21 protein-coding genes and 1 tRNA gene are annotated in these 20,413 nt (G+C 43.0%); 1 reads left to right on the top strand and 21 read right to left on the bottom strand.

Annotated elements, in window-relative coordinates; all coding sequences use genetic code 11:
* Window position 1 precedes the first annotated feature (1 nt).
* The 16 genes from nuoE to LIN78_RS01665 all read right to left on the bottom strand — a co-directional run bounded on the left by nuoE (window position 2) and on the right by LIN78_RS01665 (window position 13,517).
* Window positions 2–487: an NADH-quinone oxidoreductase subunit NuoE gene (gene nuoE, locus LIN78_RS01740; RefSeq protein ID WP_227177858.1), complete on the bottom strand. Its 486-nt coding sequence runs from the start codon at window positions 485–487 to the stop codon at window positions 2–4.
* Entirely contained in the window at window positions 487–1,740 is a 1,254-nt protein-coding gene (locus LIN78_RS01735) for an NADH-quinone oxidoreductase subunit D (RefSeq protein ID WP_227177857.1), read from the bottom strand. The genes nuoE and LIN78_RS01735 overlap by 1 nt, the downstream gene beginning before the upstream one ends.
* On the bottom strand, window positions 1,733–2,326 hold the full coding sequence (locus LIN78_RS01730; RefSeq protein WP_227177855.1) for an NADH-quinone oxidoreductase subunit C: 594 nt from the start codon (window positions 2,324–2,326) through the stop codon (window positions 1,733–1,735). Before LIN78_RS01730 ends, LIN78_RS01735 begins: the two co-directional genes overlap by 8 nt.
* 3 nt (window positions 2,327–2,329) lie before the next feature.
* Window positions 2,330–2,812 carry a NuoB/complex I 20 kDa subunit family protein gene (locus tag LIN78_RS01725; protein ID WP_227177853.1) on the bottom strand — a complete coding sequence of 161 codons (483 nt, stop codon included), beginning with the start codon at window positions 2,810–2,812 and terminating at the stop codon, window positions 2,330–2,332.
* Window positions 2,803–3,159, bottom strand: a complete 357-nt coding sequence (locus tag LIN78_RS01720) for an NADH-quinone oxidoreductase subunit A (RefSeq protein ID WP_227177851.1) — start codon at window positions 3,157–3,159, stop codon at window positions 2,803–2,805. The genes LIN78_RS01725 and LIN78_RS01720 overlap by 10 nt, the downstream gene beginning before the upstream one ends.
* A gap of 45 nt (window positions 3,160–3,204) precedes the next feature.
* Window positions 3,205–3,290, bottom strand: a tRNA-Leu gene (locus LIN78_RS01715).
* 50 nt (window positions 3,291–3,340) lie between these two features.
* On the bottom strand, window positions 3,341–3,682 hold the full coding sequence (gene secG / locus LIN78_RS01710; RefSeq protein WP_227177849.1) for a preprotein translocase subunit SecG: 342 nt from the start codon (window positions 3,680–3,682) through the stop codon (window positions 3,341–3,343).
* A gap of 16 nt (window positions 3,683–3,698) precedes the next feature.
* Window positions 3,699–4,451: a triose-phosphate isomerase gene (gene tpiA / locus LIN78_RS01705; protein WP_227177847.1), complete on the bottom strand. Its 753-nt coding sequence runs from the start codon at window positions 4,449–4,451 to the stop codon at window positions 3,699–3,701.
* 95 nt (window positions 4,452–4,546) lie between these two features.
* Window positions 4,547–5,422, bottom strand: coding sequence for a phosphate ABC transporter permease PstA (gene pstA, locus LIN78_RS01700; protein WP_227177845.1), 876 nt, complete (start codon window positions 5,420–5,422; stop codon window positions 4,547–4,549).
* 1 nt (window position 5,423) lies between these two features.
* A complete protein-coding gene (gene pstC / locus LIN78_RS01695) occupies window positions 5,424–6,419 on the bottom strand; it encodes a phosphate ABC transporter permease subunit PstC (RefSeq protein ID WP_227177843.1) in 996 nt (331 codons plus the stop codon).
* An 80-nt stretch (window positions 6,420–6,499) separates the two neighbouring features.
* Window positions 6,500–7,534, bottom strand: coding sequence for a phosphate ABC transporter substrate-binding protein PstS (gene pstS / locus LIN78_RS01690; RefSeq protein ID WP_227177841.1), 1,035 nt, complete (start codon window positions 7,532–7,534; stop codon window positions 6,500–6,502).
* A 66-nt stretch (window positions 7,535–7,600) separates the two neighbouring features.
* Window positions 7,601–8,413 carry a phosphate ABC transporter ATP-binding protein PstB gene (pstB, locus tag LIN78_RS01685; protein ID WP_284700237.1) on the bottom strand — a complete coding sequence of 271 codons (813 nt, stop codon included), beginning with the start codon at window positions 8,411–8,413 and terminating at the stop codon, window positions 7,601–7,603.
* Between the two features lie 199 nt (window positions 8,414–8,612).
* Window positions 8,613–9,971, bottom strand: coding sequence for a phosphoglucosamine mutase (gene glmM / locus LIN78_RS01680; protein WP_227177839.1), 1,359 nt, complete (start codon window positions 9,969–9,971; stop codon window positions 8,613–8,615).
* Window positions 9,968–10,819: a dihydropteroate synthase gene (gene folP / locus LIN78_RS01675; protein WP_227177837.1), complete on the bottom strand. Its 852-nt coding sequence runs from the start codon at window positions 10,817–10,819 to the stop codon at window positions 9,968–9,970. The genes glmM and folP overlap by 4 nt, the downstream gene beginning before the upstream one ends.
* 42 nt (window positions 10,820–10,861) lie before the next feature.
* Entirely contained in the window at window positions 10,862–12,784 is a 1,923-nt protein-coding gene (gene ftsH / locus LIN78_RS01670; protein WP_227177835.1) for an ATP-dependent zinc metalloprotease FtsH, read from the bottom strand.
* A gap of 82 nt (window positions 12,785–12,866) precedes the next feature.
* On the bottom strand, window positions 12,867–13,517 hold the full coding sequence (locus LIN78_RS01665; RefSeq protein WP_227177833.1) for an RlmE family RNA methyltransferase: 651 nt from the start codon (window positions 13,515–13,517) through the stop codon (window positions 12,867–12,869).
* Window positions 13,518–13,555: 38 nt separating this feature from the next.
* Between LIN78_RS01665 and yhbY the strand changes: the two genes are divergently transcribed.
* Complete coding sequence (gene yhbY, locus LIN78_RS01660) at window positions 13,556–13,927, top strand: ribosome assembly RNA-binding protein YhbY (RefSeq protein WP_227177831.1); 372 nt, start codon at window positions 13,556–13,558, stop codon at window positions 13,925–13,927.
* Between the two features lie 32 nt (window positions 13,928–13,959).
* Here the strand turns inward: yhbY and LIN78_RS01655 are convergent, their stop codons facing one another.
* The 5 genes from LIN78_RS01655 to carA form a co-directional block, all read right to left on the bottom strand.
* A complete protein-coding gene (locus LIN78_RS01655) occupies window positions 13,960–14,352 on the bottom strand; it encodes a hypothetical protein (protein ID WP_227177829.1) in 393 nt (130 codons plus the stop codon).
* Window positions 14,353–14,384: 32 nt separating this feature from the next.
* Complete coding sequence (gene greA, locus LIN78_RS01650; RefSeq protein WP_227177827.1) at window positions 14,385–14,861, bottom strand: transcription elongation factor GreA; 477 nt, start codon at window positions 14,859–14,861, stop codon at window positions 14,385–14,387.
* Window positions 14,862–15,022: 161 nt separating this feature from the next.
* Entirely contained in the window at window positions 15,023–18,247 is a 3,225-nt protein-coding gene (gene carB, locus LIN78_RS01645; protein WP_227177825.1) for a carbamoyl-phosphate synthase large subunit, read from the bottom strand.
* Between the two features lie 88 nt (window positions 18,248–18,335).
* Window positions 18,336–19,004, bottom strand: a complete 669-nt coding sequence (gene leuE, locus LIN78_RS01640) for a leucine efflux protein LeuE (protein ID WP_227177823.1) — start codon at window positions 19,002–19,004, stop codon at window positions 18,336–18,338.
* 25 nt (window positions 19,005–19,029) lie between these two features.
* On the bottom strand, window positions 19,030–20,163 hold the full coding sequence (gene carA / locus LIN78_RS01635) for a glutamine-hydrolyzing carbamoyl-phosphate synthase small subunit (protein WP_227177822.1): 1,134 nt from the start codon (window positions 20,161–20,163) through the stop codon (window positions 19,030–19,032).
* Window positions 20,164–20,413: the final 250 nt, after the last annotated feature.

The following is a 20,413-nucleotide window of genomic DNA, read 5'->3' as shown; positions in this document are numbered from 1 at the left end:
ATCAGCTACCCAATTTCGCAAGTTCTGCTAGTTTTGCGTCAATCGCTTCTTTTGACATAAAACTACACATAGAATGATTGTTTACCAACAATACTGGCGCATCACCACAGGCTCCCATGCATTCACCTTCAACCAAAGTGAATTTTCCATCAGGAGTTGTTTCTCCAAAACCAATGCCCAGTTTAGATTTGATATAGTCTGCAGCAGCTACTCCACCGCCTAATGCACATGGCAGATTGGTACAAACTGTTAACTTGAATTTACCAACAGGCTTCAAGTCGTACATATTGTAAAAAGTAGCGACTTCATAAGCAGCGATTGCTGGGATATCCAAATAATTAGCGACAAACTCAATTGTTTCTGTCGCCAACCAACCTTTTTCTTGTTGTGCAATACGAAGCGCACCCATTACAGCAGACTGCTTATTTGCAGCTGGGTATTTTGCAACTTCAAAATCAATTTTTGCTAGAGATTCAGCGGTTAACATTATCTGTCAATCTCCCCAAACACGATATCCTGAGTACCAATGATGGCTACTACGTCAGCAATCATGTGCCCCCTAGCCATTTCATCCAAAGCTGCTAGATGCGAGAAGCCCGGTGCTCTGATTTTCAAGCGATATGGCTTATTTGCACCATCACTGATCATATAAATACCAAACTCACCCTTAGGATGCTCAACTGCTGCATAGGTCTCACCAGCAGGCACATGCATACCTTCAGAGAATAGCTTGAAGTGGTGAATTAACTCTTCCATGTTTGTCTTCATATCAAGACGTGATGGTGGAGCCACTTTATGATCATTGGTGATTACTGGACCAGGGTTATTTTTTAACCACTTCACACATTGCTGAACGATTTTGTTTGATTCGCGCATTTCTGCAACACGAACTAAATAACGATCGTAACAGTCACCGTTCTTCCCAACTGGAATATCAAATTCCATACGGTCATATACTTCATATGGTTGTTTCTTGCGTAAATCCCAAGCAAAGCCGGAACCTCGCAACATTGGTCCAGTCAAGCCTAAAGAAAGTGCACGTTCAGGAGAAACAATACCAATGTCAACTGTACGCTGCTTCCAGATACGGTTATCTGTTAGCAAAGTTTCGTAATCGTCTACACACTTTGGAAAACGATTAGTGAAATCCTCAATAAAATCTAACAAGGAACCTTGTCGATTTTCATTTAATTTCCTAATTGCTTCAGCATTTTTAAGTTTTGACACTTCATACTGAGGCATTGAATCTGGAAGATCCCTATACACACCGCCAGGACGATAGTATGCGGCATGCATACGAGCACCTGAAACTGCTTCATAGCAGTCCATTAGGTCTTCACGCTCACGGAATGCGTATAAGAAAACGGTCATCGCACCAATATCTAGTGCATGAGCGCCAATCCATAATAGGTGATTTAGAATTCGAGTAATTTCGTCAAACATTACACGAATATACTGAGCACGCTCAGGCACTTGAACTCCCAATAGGTTTTCAATTGCCATCACATACGCATGTTCATTACACATCATCGACACATAGTCGAGACGATCCATGTAAGGAACACTTTGAATAAATGTTCTAGTTTCTGCTAATTTCTCTGTTGCGCGGTGCAACAAACCAATATGCGGATCAGCACGTTGAACAACTTCACCGTCTAGTTCAAGAATTAGTCGCAATACACCGTGAGCTGATGGGTGCTGTGGACCAAAGTTGATCGTGTAATTACGGATTTCAGCCACCGTAACCCTCCTCGCGTACAATACGTGGTGTATTTTCTCTTGGTTCGATAGTCACAGCTTGATAAACCACACGCTTAGCAACTTCGTCATAGCGCATTTCTACGTTACCAGAAACTGGGAAATCCTTCCTAAACGGATGTCCGACAAAACCATAATCGGTCAAAATCCGACGAAGGTCTGGATGGCCAACAAACACAATTCCATACAAGTCAAATGCTTCGCGCTCAAACCAGCTTACCGATGTCCAAACATCTAAAACAGAATCAACCGCAGGAAGATTGTCGTCTTCGCAGAACACACGCACACGTAAACGTTGATTTAGCTTTACAGAAAGCAAATGATAAACAACTGCAAAGCGCTTACCATCCCAAGCTCCATCAGCGTAAGCACTGTAGTCAACACCACAGACATCAATGCACTGATCAAACTGAAGGTCCTGATGATCACGCAGACCAGTCATCGCCGCTTTAAGTGCACTTGCTTTTACAACAATCGTTAATTGATCTGCCTGAACTGAATCAGAAATAAGAAAATCGCCAAGTACAGACTTTAGCGATTGAATAAGACGAGTATTATTTTGCGCCATTGATTAACCCTGCCTTGCAATCGTACTTGTACGTCTGATTTTGCTTTGCAACTGAATCAAACCGTACAGCAATGCTTCAGCAGTCGGTGGACAGCCTGGCACATAAACATCTACAGGAACAATACGATCACAACCCCTAACAACAGAATAAGAGTAATGATAATAGCCACCACCGTTTGCACAGGAGCCCATCGAAAGGACCCAGCGAGGCTCAGCCATCTGGTCATAAACTTTGCGCAAGGCAGGAGCCATTTTATTACACAATGTACCAGCAACAATCATTAGGTCAGATTGTCTTGGACTCGGACGAAAGATAATACCAAAACGGTCTAAGTCATATCTTGCTGCGCCAGCATGCATCATCTCAACCGCACAACAGGCAAGACCAAATGTCATTGGCCAAAGAGAACCGGTTCGAGTCCAATTCAACACCGTATCTGCAGATGTTGTAATAAAACCCTTTTCCAATACGCCATCTATTCCCATTCCAGCGCACCTTTTTTCCAAAGATAAACAAATCCAACCACAAATTCTGCGATAAAGATCAACATAGAAACAAATCCTAGGAATCCAATTTCTTTAATAGAAATTGCCCAAGGAACCAAGAAGGCTGTTTCCAAGTCAAATACAATAAACAAAATTGCCACCAAATAATAGCGCACATCAAACTGCATGCGAGCATCTTCAAATGCAGCAAAACCGCATTCATAGGCAGAAATTTTTTCAGAATCTGGGCGATTAGGACCCACCAAGGAACCTAGCAAAATCGGACCAACACCTACGGCCAGACCTACTAGGACAAAGAGCAAAACGGGAAAATATTGCTGCAACATACCGCCCCCAACACCCCAAACCGGGTTTTTGCTTATAAGAAATGATGGTGCCGACAGTGAGACTCGAACTCACACAGCCATAGGCCACTACCCCCTCAAGATAGCGTGTCTACCAATTTCACCATGTCGGCACTTGCTTACTACTGAACTGCTTTACTCCTCCAATTAAGGAGGAGATGCATTAATTTGGAATCTGCTGCGCAGCACTTGCCGGCTTTTCCGACGCCGCCACACCAACAGAAGCTGGTGCTACACTTTGTGACATCACACTGCCAGATGACACTTTCTGTGAAGCCACCATAGAAAGACCTAATGAACTAGCAAAAAACACCGTTGCTGCAATTGCAGTTCCACGGCTCAAAAAGTTAGCAGAACCCGAGGCCCCAAACAAACTTCCTGATGTGCCAGAGCCAAATGCGGCCCCCATATCAGCACCCTTACCTTGCTGCAAAAGCACCAAAGCAATCACTACCAATGCCGAACCGACATTAACCAATAACAACAGTGTTTTTAACCATTCCATATCATTATTCTACCGTTTATCGGAAGTTTCGGCAAATGCCTGCAAACTGTTCCGCAACCAGAGACGCGCCCCCAACCAATGCTCCATCGATATCAGGCATAGCTCTCAATTGTGCCGCATTTTCGGCTTTGACGCTACCCCCATATAGAATTTTTGTTTGATTCGCTATCGTTTTATCGACAGTAGCTATCATATTGCGTATAAAACTGTGTACTTTTTGCGCATATTCAGGACTAGCCACTTTTCCTGTGCCAATTGCCCAAACTGGTTCGTATGCAATTGTGACGCTTTCCCACTCTTTAACGCTTAACTCTGAACAAAGTTTACTTAACTGTTGTTTCAATACAGTTTCAGTTTTATCCTCCTCAAACTCTGCCAAAGTTTCACCTACGCAAACCACTGGTTTTAAACCAACAGAAAGTGCTTGCTTGGTTTTCTCCAAGATTTGACTATCACTTTCCAGATGATAAGTTCTGCGTTCTGAATGTCCAATCAATGTAAAGGAAGCACCAATATCTTTTAGCATAGAAGCAGAAACCTCACCTGTAAAGGCGCCTTCTACTTTATTAGAAACATCTTGCGCACCGATAGCGATTTTAGTGCCGCTTAGTTTTTCTCCCAACGTAGCTAAATACACAAACGGTACAGCAACGCCGCAAGCAACTTGATCAAACGGCAAATCTGATTTAAGTAACGCTGATAGCAAGACAGCACCCGACTCGCCATTTCCATTCATTTTCCAGTTTCCAAGCACTAAAGGAATACGCACGCTTTTCTCTCCATAAAAAAACAGGCCAATATTTGGCCTGTTATTCTATCACTTGTATTTAACTACTTTTAATCTTTGAGTCGAGTTTGACTCACTTAACCTTTACTTTGCCTAAAAATAATTCTCGTCGCAATGTTTAAGGTTAATACGGCAAGCGTAATTAACACAGCACCAGCCCATGCAATTCCCTGCCAGTTTTCATATGGACTCATTGCGTACTGAAATATCACAACCGGCAAGTTAGCCATCGGTTGCGACATATTCAAATTCCAGAACTGATTATTTAACGCGGTAAACAGTAACGGAGCCGTCTCACCACTAATACGAGCAATTGCCAACAAAATACCCGTCAATATACCGTTCCTGGCAGCAACCAAACTAACAGTAAAAACTGTTTTTCGCTGTGAAGCCCCCATACCGTATGCTGCTTCACGCATTTCTGTTGGTACAAGCAGCAGCATATTTTCAGTTGTACGAACAATGATTGGCATCGCAATAATTGCCAACGCTAGCGAACCAGCCCAAGCTGAGAATTGCTGGAAGGTCGCGACGATCACCGTATAGATAAACAAGCCAACTACGATTGATGGCGCCGATAGCAAGATGTCATTGATGAAGCGAATCGTATTAGCAAGTTTGCTTTTTTTACCATATTCAGCAAGGTAAATACCAGCAATCACCCCTACTGGCGCGGCAATTAATGTACTAACACCAATCATCAACAAACTACCAACAATTGCATTCAGCAAACCACCATCTGAACCTGGTGGCGGAGTCATCTTTGTCACCAAGTCCATACTCATTGAACCCAGTCCTCTTTCAAGCAGAGTAAACAGGATCCAAACAAGGAAGAATAGTCCGATCGTTGTTGCTAAGATCGATGCGGCCATCAACATGGCGTTTTTAAATTTGCGCTTTTTGAACTGTCCTAATTCATTTTCGCGAATTAGTCCTTTTGTACTAGCAACCATATTAGCGAACCCCTTCTTTTTTCTCTGCTTTTGCAATCATCACTCTAGCAGCAGCTAGCACAATGAACGTAATGACGAACAAGATCAGACCGAGCGTAATTAAAGATGAAATATGAAGTGGATTAGCTGCTTCAGCAAATTCATTTGCTAGTAACGATGCAATGCTATTTCCAGACTCGAACAAAGATAGATTGATTTCATTTGCGTTACCAATCATAAAGGTAACGGCCATTGTCTCACCTAGCGCACGGCCCAACCCAAGCATGACCGCACCAACCACACCAACGCGGGTATACGGTAAAACAATATCCCACACCACTTCGGAGGTAGTTGCACCCAAACCATATGCCGACTCTTTTAAGGTTGCAGGCACTACGGTAAACACATCTCTCATTACCGAACTGATGAATGGAATAATCATAATTGCCAAAACAATACTTGCGGGCATGATACCAATACCAATCGGTGGGCCTTGAAATAATGGTCCAATCAGCCAAAGATCACCAAACCACTCAGTCATTGCTGGTTGAACATGCTCGGACAAAAATGGCGCTAAGATAAACAAGCCCCACATTCCATAAATGATACTTGGAATACCGGCCAACAATTCAATTGCCGTACCAATCGGGCCGCGCAATTTTATCGGGCACAATTCGGTTAAGAACACAGCGATACCCAAACTGATGGGCAAAGCAAGCAATAGTGCAATTGCTGACGTCACTAGCGTGCCATAAATAGCTGGTAATGCACCATAAATATGCTGAACCGGATCCCACTCTTTAGAGAATAAAAATCCAATCCCAAATTCTTTTGCTACCGGCACAGCGCCAGTGAGCAGTGAAAGTACAATTGCCCCCAAGATGAGCAACACTACCAATGCCATTGCCACGGCCAGATACTTGAAAGCCTTATTTTTTCTACTTTCTTCGGCCACAAGCGCCTTATACGCCAATGGATTAGTCATCTCAATATCCATACTTTTTGCTGCGTTTTGCATTCAAGTCACTCCAGAATGCTAAATAAGAGATGGGTAGGCGATACTCTCACCCACCCTATTACTGCTCGCTTATCGTGGAATTATTTCCAGATTGGCTTACCAGCTGCATCCTTGATGTTTGCTGTCCAGCTATCTTGAATTTGCTTGATAAGCGCGGTTGGCAGAGGCACGTAATCTAGTTCACGTGCACTTGCACCACCGTTCTTCAATGCCCAGTCATAAAACTTTAGTACTGCTAGCGCATTTTCTGGCTTATCTTGCACTTTTTGCATCAAGATGAATGATGCGCTTGTGATTGGCCAGCTGGTTTTGCCTGGTTCGTTAGTCAAGATTTCGTAGAACCCTGGCGCTTTTGACCAGTCTGCGTATGCTGCAGCGGCTTGGAATGTTGCATCGTCTGGTTGAACAAATTGACCATCTTTGTTCTTCATTGCGATGTAGTCCATTTTTGCTTTTTTAGCATAAGCAAACTCTACATAACCAATCGCACCTTTGATACGCTGCACGTAAGAAGCAACGCCTTCGTTACCTTTGCCGCCCACACCTTCAGGCCAGTTAACAGCAGTACCTGCGCCTACTTTTGTTTTCCATTCTTCACTTACCTTAGAAAGGTAGTTAGTGAAAATGAAAGATGTACCAGAACCATCAGAACGACGTACAACAACGATGTTTTGATCAGGAACTTTAACACCAGGGTTCAAAGCAACAATAGCTTTGTCGCTCCAGTTTTTAATCTTACCCAAGTAGATATCTGCTAGCACTTCGCCAGAAAGACGTAGCTGACCACCAACAATACCTTCCAAGTTAGTTACTGGCACAACACCACCAACGATCGCTGGGAACTGGGTCAGACCGGCCTTGTTTTGCTCTTCAAGTGTTAGCGGCATGTCAGATGCACCAAAATCAACTGTTTTTGCAGTGATTTGTTTGATGCCACCACCAGATCCGATTGCTTGATAGTTTAAGCCAACACCTGTTTTGGTCTTGTATGCATCAGCCCATTTTGCATAGATTGGATATGGGAATGTTGCACCGGCACCAGTAATATCGGCAGCAAAAACCACTGCACTCATAGAACCAGCCACAGCCAAAACAGTCGCTTTTAAAAACTTCATTGTCAATTCCTTTAATTTAAATTGAAGCGCAAATGTAAATACTATTTATTAAAACTTGATTACAAATTAACCGAAGCGTCCAGTAATATAGTCTTCAGTTTGTTTTTTCTTTGGCTTAGTGAAGATGTTGTCTGTCTGATCAAACTCGATCATTTCGCCTAAGTACATGTATGCCGTATAGTTTGAAACACGTGCCGCTTGCTGCATGTTGTGCGTAACAACCAAAATGGTTACGCGAGACTGCAACTCGGTCATCAATTCTTCAATGCTTGCTGTCGCAATCGGATCTAGCGCAGATGTTGGCTCATCAAATAAAAGCAACTCTGGGTCTGTTGCTAATGCACGAGCGATACACAAACGCTGCTGCTGACCACCGGACAAGTTTGATGCCATGTTGTTTAGACGATCTTTCACTTCATCCCACAAGGCAGCACCACGCAAAGACTCTTCCACTTTGTCATCAATCAACGCTTTATTTTTTACGCCACGAATACGTAAACCATACGCGACGTTTTCATAGATCGATCTTGGAAATGGGTTTGGTTTTTGAAAAACCATGCCGATACGCATGCGTACTTCGATAGGGTCAATATTGTTGTCTAAGATATTTACGCCATCTGGCAAGAGATTGATTTGACCCTCATATTTATTATTTGGGTACAAATCGTGCATACGGTTAAAGCAGCGAAGAAATGTAGACTTACCACATCCAGAAGGGCCAATTAATGCCGTCACTTTGTTTGCATAGACTGGCAAACTAACACTTTTAAGCGCATGAAAGTTACCGTAATAGAAGTTCAGGTTTTTAGCTTCCGCTTTAACCTGAGTACCCACCGCTTGCTCTTGTAAATTTAAACTCATGGAATCCATAACTTTCATCGCTTGACTCACCTTTGATGCGTAATCATTCGTTTGTAGTTCTATTTCATTTGCTATTTGCAAACTGCTTAGTTGACTAGCTTGAAAGAAGCATCATAAAAAAACGCCAGCCACCCTGAGGTGCAACTGGCGTTAATCATAGAGATGAAAAATTACAGTAATGTGACAACTCTGAAATATTTCAGGAAAATGAATGATATTAAGCAACAGCCTCTTCAACTGCTTTTGCTAGTTTGTTTGCACAAGCCAATGCAAGAGCGGCTTCTTTGGCTTCCACCATCACTCGAATAACTGGCTCTGTCCCACTCGGACGCAGTAATACACGCCCATTTCCATTTAATTCAACTAAAACATCATTTAAACACGCCTGGATGGGCTGGTTATTTTGGAAATCAAAACCTTTAGGCATTTTCACGTTTATCATTGTTTGCGGAAAAAGTGCAACTTCAGACGCGTATTTAGAGAGGGTTTTATTCGTTGTAATTAATGCTTCTAAGACTTGCAACGCAGAAACAATTCCATCACCTGTAGAATGCTTATCTAAACAAAGTACATGACCGGAACTTTCTCCGCCAACTTGCCATTCGTTCTGCTGAAGCAACTCTAATACGTAACGGTCACCAACTTTTGCTCTTGCAAATTCAATGCCTCGCTCTTTTAAAGCCACCTCAATAGCCATGTTCGTCATTAATGTCCCGACCACGCCACCTTTTAAAAGTCCTCTAGCTGCTCTTGCAGTAGCAATCAAATAAATTAATTGATCACCATCATAGACATCGCCATTCTCATCGACCATGATGAGACGATCTCCATCACCATCCAGTGCAATCCCTAAGTCAGCAGATTCTGCAATAACTCTATTTTGAAGTGCTTTAACCGATGTAGCGCCACAGCCTTCATTGATGTTTAAGCCATTTGGTTGATTACCCATGGCGATAACTTGTGCCCCCAATTCGTGGAATACACTCGGTGCGACCTGATATGTAGCACCATGAGCACAGTCGACTACAATTTTTAAATCCCGTAGGTCTAAATCATTAGAGAATGTACTTTTGCAAAATTCAATGTAACGTCCTTTCGCATCATTGATTCGCGTTGCTTTCCCCATTATTTCTGACGAAGTCACTTCAAGTGGCCTATCCAGCCACGCCTCAATTTCTAATTCTGTTTCATCAGGCAGCTTCCAACCACCAGGGCCAAAAAACTTTATTCCATTATCAAAAAATGGATTATGCGATGCACTAATTACTACGCCTGCATGTAATCTTAGTGCACGTACCAAATATGCGATCCCGGGTGTTGGCAAAGGTCCGACCAAGTAAACATCTACTCCGGCAGCGGTTAAACCCGCCTGCAGGGCTGCCTCTAACATATACCCAGAAACTCGCGTATCTTTTCCGATAATTACAGCAGGACGCTCACCAGAGGAATGACGGCTTTCCATTGCAGAGAAAACTTTTCCTGCAGCGTAACCAAGTTTTAATGCGAACTCTGGGGTGATTGGATACTCGCCAACTCGTCCACGCACACCATCTGTACCAAAATATTTTCTGCTCACGCCATCATCTCCCAAACTTTTAGCGCTGAAACCGTTTCTTCTACATCATGGACCCGAAGAATGTGCGCACCTTCTTTAGCGGCAATTAAAGCAGCGACAACACTTGGTGTTACGCGCTTTTCAACAGGCAAACCTGTCATTTGACCGATCATTGTTTTTCTTGAAACCCCTACTAATACAGGTAATGAAAAAGTAAGAAACCTCTTCATTTCCTTCATTAGCTCTATATTATGTTCTAATGTTTTTCCAAAGCCAAACCCAGGATCAATCCAAATGTTGTCTCTTGGAAAACCTGCTTTTTCTAGCACAGAAACTCTGTTTAGCAGGTAATTATAAACTTCATTGACAACATCATAGTAAGCAGGCGCCTCTTGCATGGTTTTAGGCGTGCCTTTTTTATGCATCAGACAAACAGCCACTTTGCTATTTAATACTGCGTCAACGGCTCCATCAGCCTCTAATGCATTAACATCATTAATGATGTCAACAACGCCATCTGCGATAGCGACCTTCATCACTTCGGTTTTATTCGTGTCCAATGAAAGTGGAACACCAACATCACGCAGCTTATGCAATAAGGGTAGCACTCTATCAATCTCAACTTCAGCACTTACTGACTCTGAGCCAGGCCTTGTAGACTCTCCGCCTATATCTAAGATTTGAGCACCACTCTCAACTAAAGTCATCGCATGTGCGTACGCCCTATCTAGTGAGTTAAATTTCCCACCATCAGAAAAGGAGTCAGGCGTCACATTGACGATACCCATTACAATCGGCTTATTTGCTGCCAAATTAAAACGACCACAATAAATATTGTTCATTGCTATCTCACAAATAGAAAAACGCATTGACTATGTCAATGCGTTCTTTTTGAAACTCTTCAAGACGAATTAAAGCCCAGCAGCAGGAGTAGACTCACCCTCTCCATCTGTGGCTGGCAATGGAGAACTTGGTGTACCTCCACTCATTGGTTTATCGCCACCATTTTTGCTTGCATGTGGTGATCTTACAGGACGACCTTGCATAATATCTTCGATCTGTTCTGCATCAATCGTCTCAAACTCAAGTAACGCAGCGGTCATTGCCTCAACCTTGTCACGATTAGTGGTCAAGATTTCTTGCGCTCTAGCATACTGCTCATCCAAAATGCGGCGGATTTCAGCGTCAACACGTTGCATTGTCTGTTCAGACATATTCTTGTGCGTTGTTACTGATCGTCCCAAGAACACTTCCCCATCATTTTCCCCATATACCATTGGGCCTAATGAATCTGACATGCCGTATCGAGTGACCATATCTCTAGCGATACTTGTAGCACGTTCAAAGTCATTTGAAGCGCCGGTAGAAATATCTGATGTAAAGATTTCTTCTGCAACACGACCGCCGTACAACATACAAATTTGACCTAACATTTGTTGTTTATACAAGCTGAAACGATCCTCCTCTGGCAACGACCAAGTCACACCCAGCGCACGTCCACGAGGAATAACGGTTACTTTATGAACCGGATCACACTCTGGAAGTACAGCACCAATGATTGCGTGGCCAGATTCGTGATAAGCAGTTTTCTTCTTCTCTTCCGGCAAAATAATCATTGAACGACGTTCAGGGCCCATAAAGATTTTGTCTTTAGCCTTTTCAAAGTCATCCATATCAACAAGGCGCTTATTTGCTCGTGCAGCAAATAAAGCCGCTTCATTCACTAAGTTTGCCAAGTCTGCACCTGACATGCCAGGCGTTCCACGCGCAATAATGTCTGCACGAACATCATTCGACAATGGTACTTTGCGCATATGAACATTTAGAATTTGTTCACGACCACGGATATCCGGAAGTGGGACCACTACTTGACGGTCAAAGCGGCCTGGACGTAATAACGCTGGATCAAGTACATCTGGACGGTTTGTCGCTGCGATAACAATAACACCCGTTGTCCCCTCAAAGCCATCCATCTCAACCAACATTTGGTTAAGAGTTTGTTCACGCTCATCATTACCGCCACCAAGGCCCGCACCACGCTGACGACCGACCGCATCAATCTCATCAATAAAGATAATGCATGGCGCATTCTTTTTCGCGTTCTCAAACATGTCACGGACACGAGCTGCACCCACACCGACAAACATCTCGACAAAATCAGAACCAGAAATTGAAAAGAAAGGAACCTTCGCCTCACCTGCAATTGCCTTAGCTAGCAAGGTTTTACCTGTACCAGGGCTGCCTACCATCAAGACGCCACGAGGAATATGGCCACCTAGGCGCTGAAATTTTGAAGGGTCTTTCAGGAAATCGACTAATTCAGAGACTTCTTCTTTTGCTTCATCACAACCAGCAACATCAGCGAAAGTAATTGAATTATTATTTTCATCTAACATACGAGCGCGGCTTTTGCCAAACGAGAAAGCACCACCTTTGCCGCCACCCTGCATTTGACGCATTACATAAATCCATACGCCAATGAAAATGAGCATTGGCGCCCAATTGATTAGCAATGTCTTTAGAAGCGAACGTTCTTCAGGCTTAACTTTAAAAGCCACTTTGTATTTTACTAAATCATCAATTAGGCGGAAATCAAATGGTGCTGTTGTATTAAACTCTGAACCATCAGTCCTTTTTCCTGAGATCGTCTGTCCATCAAAAGGGCTTCCCTCGATAACTGCGGACTGTACCTTTCCACCTCGCACGTCAGATAGAAAAGCGGAGTAATCCACTACATTCCTATCCGCGGATGACTTGCTAAAAGCATTAAAGACTGTCATTAGCACAACGCCAATCACAACCCAAATTAGAAGATTTTTACCAAAATTATTCAAGGTCGCACCCTTCTTACCATCGACATTTAGAGATTTTATATGTCTGACGGCAGGAAAATCTCAAAGTTCAGTTCATGTTTTACTATAGCATCTCATCAAGATCTGATGGTAGCTGAGGAAGACAAGATTTACCCAATAAATATAGCTCAGTACTCGTATCACGTGAGGCTTTAGGTTTTCTAGTTAACACCTGCTGAAAATGCTCTTTCATCAAATTCACATAATCATTGTAGCCACTTCCTTGGAATACTTTCACCACGAAGCAACCACCTGGTTTTAACCATTTTGCACAAAAATCTAACGCCAGCTCATTCAAGTAAAAGCTTCTTGCTTGATCTGTAATCTTGTTACCACTTAAATTTGGGGCAATATCACAAATTACAAGATCAATTTGCTTTCCACCTAGCAAATTTTCTAATTGCCTAAACACAGACTCTTCACGAAAATCGCCTTGGATAAAGTCCACTTTATGTATTGGATCCATTGGCAAAATGTCTAATGCAAATACTTTACCCTCTTCACCAATTAACTCTCTGGCAACCTGAGACCAACTACCAGGAGCGGAGCCAAGGTCAACGACCATCATCCCCCTTCTGAACAGTTTATCTTTCTCATTAATCTCTAATAATTTAAAGGCGGCTCGAGATCGATAGCCTTTTGCCTGGGACTGTTGTACCCAGTGATCATTTATATGTCGATGAACCCATGCTTTACTGGTCTTGTTTTGTGCCATACTTTAGAATAACGCTTTATTGGTTTGAAACGAACAAAATGAAACTAGAACTTACCCCTACAGAACGTAGAGTACTACGTGCAGAAGCGCACGGAAAGAATCCAGTAGTGATGATTGGCCAAAACGGGCTAACTGATGCTGTGATTCGTGAAATTGCCGTTAATCTGGACGCTCATGAACTCATCAAAATCCGTGTTTTCTCTGATGAAAGAGAAGTTCGCGTTCAGTTATTTGAAGATATTTGCAATCAACTAGATGCAGCACAAGTTCAGCATATTGGCAAATTACTTGTTATTTATAGGCCGCACCCTGAAAACCCAAAGATTTCTTTGACCAAACAAAATCTAGTCAGAGCATCTGCACCAGGAAAAACGGCTTCTCCAAAACTCAAAAGTAACAGCAAGCGCTAAGCTTAGATGTTGGGATATCGTGCAATGTCGTTTTAACGGCGTTGTACGATTAATACCACTCCTAATGCACACTCCATCAGGTAGACAATCATCCCGATTGCATGCCATAACTTAAAGTTTGCATCCATACCAAAACGCACCAGTAATGCTGGTACACCCACAAAATTAATTGCTGACATTAGGAGCATCAATACCACTATCCAAAATGATAGGGCTTTCATCCCTTTAGCACCCACTGACCATATTGTGCTAATTAATAAAATAATACCAGCAACCACACCGATAAATGAAGCGGCAGGAAACAAATGCTGAGCCATGTAGATGCCTGTAGGACGCTCATGGTACATCAACCACGTCATATATAGCGCAACAAAAAGCAGTGTCCCAACCCAAAATGTTTCAACTACTTTTCTCACAGCATCCATTACTTGTTCCTGCCGAATCGAATTAATTTATATTAAATATATAAAACGTCTAAAATTTCATACTCTCGAATACCGCTTGGTGCTTGAACCTCTGCCACATCACCAGCTGACTTACCAATCAGGGCTCTAGCAATAGGGCTTGATACAGAGATTTTACCAAGTTTAATATCTGCCTCATCATCACCAACAATCTGGTAACGTACTTCATCACCTGATTCTAAGTCTTCTAGTTCTACTGTTGCACCAAAGACGCAACGACCTTCAGCATCCAAGGTAGTAGGATCAATAACTGTAGCTACTGATAACTTACCTTCGATCTCCATAATACGACCTTCAACAAACGCCTGCTTCTCTTTTGCCGCATCGTATTCTGCATTCTCAGATAGATCACCTTGAGCACGAGCCTCTGCAATCGCCTGAATAACTGCAGGACGTTCTACAGACTTAAGACGTTGCAATTCTGCTTTTAATAACTCTGCACCATTTACGGTTAAAGGGATCTTTTGCATTTCACACTACTCCTGCTTTTCTTACTGTATATCAAGACTTAGTAGACAATGTACTAGTCTATAAAAACACAAACCGCCGATGCAATTAAGCTCGGCGGCATGTATTCAGACAAATTAATTTCTTAATTCTAGCGTTTTTTTCCTTACTAAGTAAGGGGTTTTTACATGCTAGCTAATTTCTTATGTAGACCTTGGACAGAATAAACTTGCAATTCAGTCATGTGTTGCAAACCAATTGCTGCCGCTTTCGCTTCTGACATAGTAGTGTAATAAGTCACCTTACCTTGAAGCGCGCTTTGGCGGATTGCAAACGAATCTTTAATTGCCTGCTTACGTTCCTCAACCGTATTAATGATCATGGCCACTTCACCATTCTTGATCATATCCACAATGTGAGGCCGACCTTCCATTACCTTGTTGACAGTCGTTACCTCTACTCCGGCTTCACGAATAGCAGCGGCAGTGCCCTTGGTCGCCAAGATGCTAAAGCCCGTTTTTGCCAACATTGCAGCGACTTCAACAGCAAGCGACTTATCATTTGGTCTAACAGAGATGAAAATATTGCCAGATTTTGGCAAGTTAACACCAGCAGCTAGCTGAGATTTTACGAACGCTTCTGCAAACGTATCGCCAACGCCCATGACTTCACCTGTTGATTTCATTTCAGGCCCAAGAATAACATCTACGCCAGGGAATTTAATGAACGGGAAGACAGCCTCTTTCACTGAATAGTAAGGTGGAATTACTTCTTCAGTCACACCTTGCGACTTCAGCGATTGACCAGCCATTACTCGAGCAGCAATTTTTGCTAATGCAAGCCCTGTTGCTTTGGACACAAACGGAACTGTTCTAGATGCACGTGGGTTTACTTCAAGTACATAAACAACGGCATCATCGCCTTGACCTTGAATGGCAAACTGTACGTTCATTAAACCAACTACATTTAACGCCTTTGCCATTGCAACTGTTTGGCGACGTAGTTCGTCCTGAATGCTCGCAGGAAGGCTATATGGAGGAAGTGAACAAGCCGAATCCCCAGAGTGAACACCGGCCATCTCAATGTGCTCCATAATCCCGCCGATTAGCACATCTTCACCATCACAAATCGCATCAACATCCACTTCAGTTGCATCGTTCAAGAAACGATCCAACAAAACAGGACTGTCATTTGACACCTTCACTGCTTCACGCATGTAACGCTCAAGATCGGATTGCTCATGAACAATTTCCATGGCACGGCCACCTAACACATAGGATGGGCGAACAACCAATGGATAGCCAATTTCATTGGCAAGAACAATCGCGTCAGGTGCTGTACGAGCTGTACGGTTTGGCGGCTGCTTCAATCCCAGTTCGTGTAGCAGTTTTTGGAAACGCTCACGGTCTTCTGCAGCATCAATCATATCTGGCGTAGTACCGATGATTGGCACACCATTCATTTCTAGTGCACGTGCTAATTTTAATGGGGTTTGGCCACCATACTGCACAATAACGCCAACCGGCTTTTCTAACGCAACCACTTCAAGTACATCTTCGAGTGTTAGCGGTTCGAAATATAAACGGTCAGAAGTATCGTAGTCAGTCGATACGGTTTCTGGGTTACAGTTAACCATAATCGTTTCATAACCGTCTTCACGCATCGCCAAGGCCGCATGAACACAACAGTAATCAAACTCAATACCTTGCCCAATGCGGTTTGGACCACCACCTAGCACCATAATTTTCTTCTTATCAGAAGGCTGTGATTCACACTCTTCTTCATAAGTCGAATACATGTATGCTGTATTTGTAGAGAACTCTGCAGCACATGTATCTACACGCTTGTATACTGGGCGAATATTTAGTGCATGACGAGCTTTACGAACCGCATTCTGATCTGTTTCTAACAATGCACCTAAACGACGATCAGAGAAGCCTTTGCGTTTTAATCTGCGCAAATCATCCGCATTTAGATCGTCAATCTGCTTACCACGAAGATTATTTTCGTCGTTGATTAAGTCTTGAATTTGAACCAAGAACCAACGGTCAATTGCTGTCAGCTGGAAAATCTCATCCATTGACATGCCAATGCGGAACGCATCAGCCACATACCAAAGACGCTCTGCACCTGGTTCAGCGATTTCTTGTTCAATTACATCGCGATCGGTCGTCTTTTCATCTAAGCCAGACATGCCTGTCTCTAGACCACGCAATGCCTTTTGCAAAGACTCTTGCCAAGTACGGCCAATTGCCATTACCTCGCCTACAGACTTCATTTGAGTAGTCAAACGGCTATTTGCCTGTGGGAACTTTTCAAATGCAAATCGAGGGATCTTAGTAACAACGTAATCGATTGTCGGCTCAAACGAAGCAGGGGTTTTTCCACCTGTAATATCGTTTTTCAATTCATCTAGCGTATAACCAACAGCTAGTTTTGCAGCAATTTTTGCAATTGGGAAACCAGTTGCTTTAGATGCCAATGCAGATGAACGTGAAACACGTGGGTTCATCTCAATCACAACCATACGACCATCGCGTGGGTTGATTGAGAATTGAACATTCGAACCACCAGTATCAACACCAATTTCACGTAATACCGCTAGAGAAGCATTACGAAGTAATTGATATTCACGATCCGTTAATGTTTGAGCAGGGGCAATGGTGATAGAGTCACCAGTATGCACACCCATAGGGTCAAAGTTTTCGATTGAGCACACGATGATACAGTTGTCCTTTTTATCACGGACAACTTCCATCTCATACTCTTTCCAACCCAGTAGAGACTCTTCAATTAACAGCTCATTAGTTGGAGACAAGTCCAATCCACGCGTACAAATTTCCACAAACTCTTCGACGTTGTATGCAATACCACCGCCAGAGCCACCCATGGTAAATGAAGGACGGATAATGACAGGGAAACCAACAGTCTGCTGAACCTTCATTGCCTCTTCTAGAGAGTGAGCAATACCAGAACGAGCTGAGCCTAGACCAATTTTGGTCATGGCATCTTTAAACTTAAGACGATCTTCCGCTTTATCAATTGCTTCTGGCGTTGCACCAATGAGTTCAACGTTATATTTATCTAAAACGCCATTACGCCATAAATCAAGCGCACAGTTCAACGCAGTCTGACCACCCATTGTTGGCAGGATTGCATCTGGACGCTCTTTTTCAATAATTTTTTCGACCATTTGCCAAGTAATTGGCTCAATATAGGTCACATCTGCCATATTTGGGTCCGTCATAATCGTTGCAGGATTAGAGTTCACCAAAATAACGGTATAACCTTCTTCTTTCAGAGCTTTACACGCTTGTGCACCGGAATAGTCAAATTCACACGCTTGCCCAATGATGATAGGACCTGCGCCAATAATTAGGATGCGTTGTATGTCTGTACGTTTAGGCATGCTTACTCACTCGTCGATTGTATCGATGTCTAATAATTGTTGATTCGAAATGTTTGCCATCCAACCAAGTTGGATTAAATCTTAAAATTCAATGTATTGTTGCGGATGCTAATTTGCCGCCAAAGCCTAGAAACAAAGCCCCTACCCCTGCATTCAGAGAGGCGCAAAGTTTGTATCTTGCTTTAAAATAGTTAGCCAATTTTGCTCCAGCGAGAATAACCGTTGAGAGATAAATGACGCTCCCAATTTGTATCGCACCACCCAAAATCAAAAAGGTGACGACAGGATAGGGATATGTCTTATCCACAAACTGAACAAAAAATGACAATAAAAATAAAATTGCTTTTGGATTTAACAAACTTATTACTAGCGCCCTCTTAAATGGCGCATTTAAGCCTCGTTCTTCTTGAGCAGAAGAGGTGTCAAATGAGGAAGAGTTGACCTTATTTCTTTTAAGAAAAACGCCAATAGCCGACTTCAACATCGTTACACCAATCCAAGCTAGGTAGGCAGCTCCAGCATACTTAAGCAGCATGAAAAGTGCTGGAAAGGTTTTTAGTACACTAGCCGCACCAAGAGAGGTTAGCGTTATAAGAATAGTATCGCCAAGAAAAATGCCAAACGCGCCAGAGAAGCCTTGACGTACTCCTTTTCTTGCCGCAACCGAAAGCACATACAAGGAGTTTGGGCCAGGAAGCAGAATGATAAACACAACCCCAAGAAGGTATGTAGTTATATCAGTTACTCCATAAAACATAGCTCAAACTCCTTTTAGACGGGACTTACTGCTTACGTTTTTCCATTGCAGTAATGAACTTATCAAAAAGATAAGCAACATCATGTGGGCCAGGACTTGCTTCTGGATGGCCCTGAAACGAGAACGCAGGCACATCTGTACGCTCAATCCCTTGCAGAGACCCGTCAAACAATGAAACGTGTGTTGGACGTAAATTAGCTGGCAATGTTGTTTGATCAACTGCAAAACCATGGTTTTGGCTAGTGATAAGCACTTGTTTGCTATCTAAGTCTTGTACAGGATGGTTGGCACCATGATGACCAAACTTCATTTTTACTGTTTTAGCACCAGAGGCCAAGCCTAGCAATTGATGTCCTAAGCAAATACCGAAAACAGGTACGCCTGTTGTCAATATGGTTTGAATGGCTTTAATTGCATAATCGCATGGTTCTGGATCTCCAGGCCCATTGCTTAAGAACACACCATCAGGCTGGTAGGACAATGCTTCTTCAGCAGTTGCTGTCGCAGGCAATACGGTCACTTTACAACCACGATGAGCCAACATGCGCAGAATATTACGTTTTACACCGTAATCAAAAGCAACTACATGGTAAGGCTTATCTGAAGATTCTACAAAGCCCTCGCCTAAACGCCACTCACCTTGAGTCCATTCGTAAGCTGCTTTAGTCGTAACCACTTTAGCAAGATCTTGACCAGCCATTGAAGGAGCTGCTTTTGCAAGCTCAACTGCTTTTTGCTCATCAATATGACCAGCCATAACCACCCCGTTTTGCGCACCTTTTTCACGCAAAATACGGGTTAGCTTACGGGTATCAATATCAGCAATTGCGACAACATTATGTTGCTTTAAATAATCTGGCAGAGACATTTCTGAACGCCAGTTTGAAACCAAAAGCGGCAAATCTCTGATGACCAACCCGGAGGCATATACACCACCAGCTTCAGCATCTTCGCTATTCACACCAACATTACCGATGTGAGGATAGGTAAGGGTTACAATTTGTTTTGTATATGAAGGGTCAGTCAGAATTTCTTGATATCCGGTCAGGGCGGTATTAAAAACCACCTCGCCTACGGTCACGCCGGCGCTGCCAATTGAGACGCCGCGAAACACCGTCCCGTCGGCTAATGCAAGAATGGCGGGCTGATGTTGAGACACTGGTTGCTCCTTATCCTGACGTTTACAAAACCTGCCAACTGATTCGCACCAGATAAGTGCGATCGCTCAGCCAGACAAGTGAAAGCAGTAGAATTGAATTTTCTACTGCTACTTATAGAAACGGGACAGGCGCTTAGCCTATCCCGCTGTTGTGCTTTTTAAACCTTGATATTGTACCTCAAACTAGGCTTTTCATCAATCATGAAAGCAAATACACCTATAGCAAAATGTATTAGAATTAGGTGATCCA

The organism is Leeia speluncae (assembly GCF_020564625.1).
Classification (GTDB): domain Bacteria; phylum Pseudomonadota; class Gammaproteobacteria; order Burkholderiales; family Leeiaceae; genus Leeia; species Leeia speluncae.
Note: the sequence above shows the minus strand (reverse complement) of the source record. Positions and strands in the feature narration are given on the sequence as shown.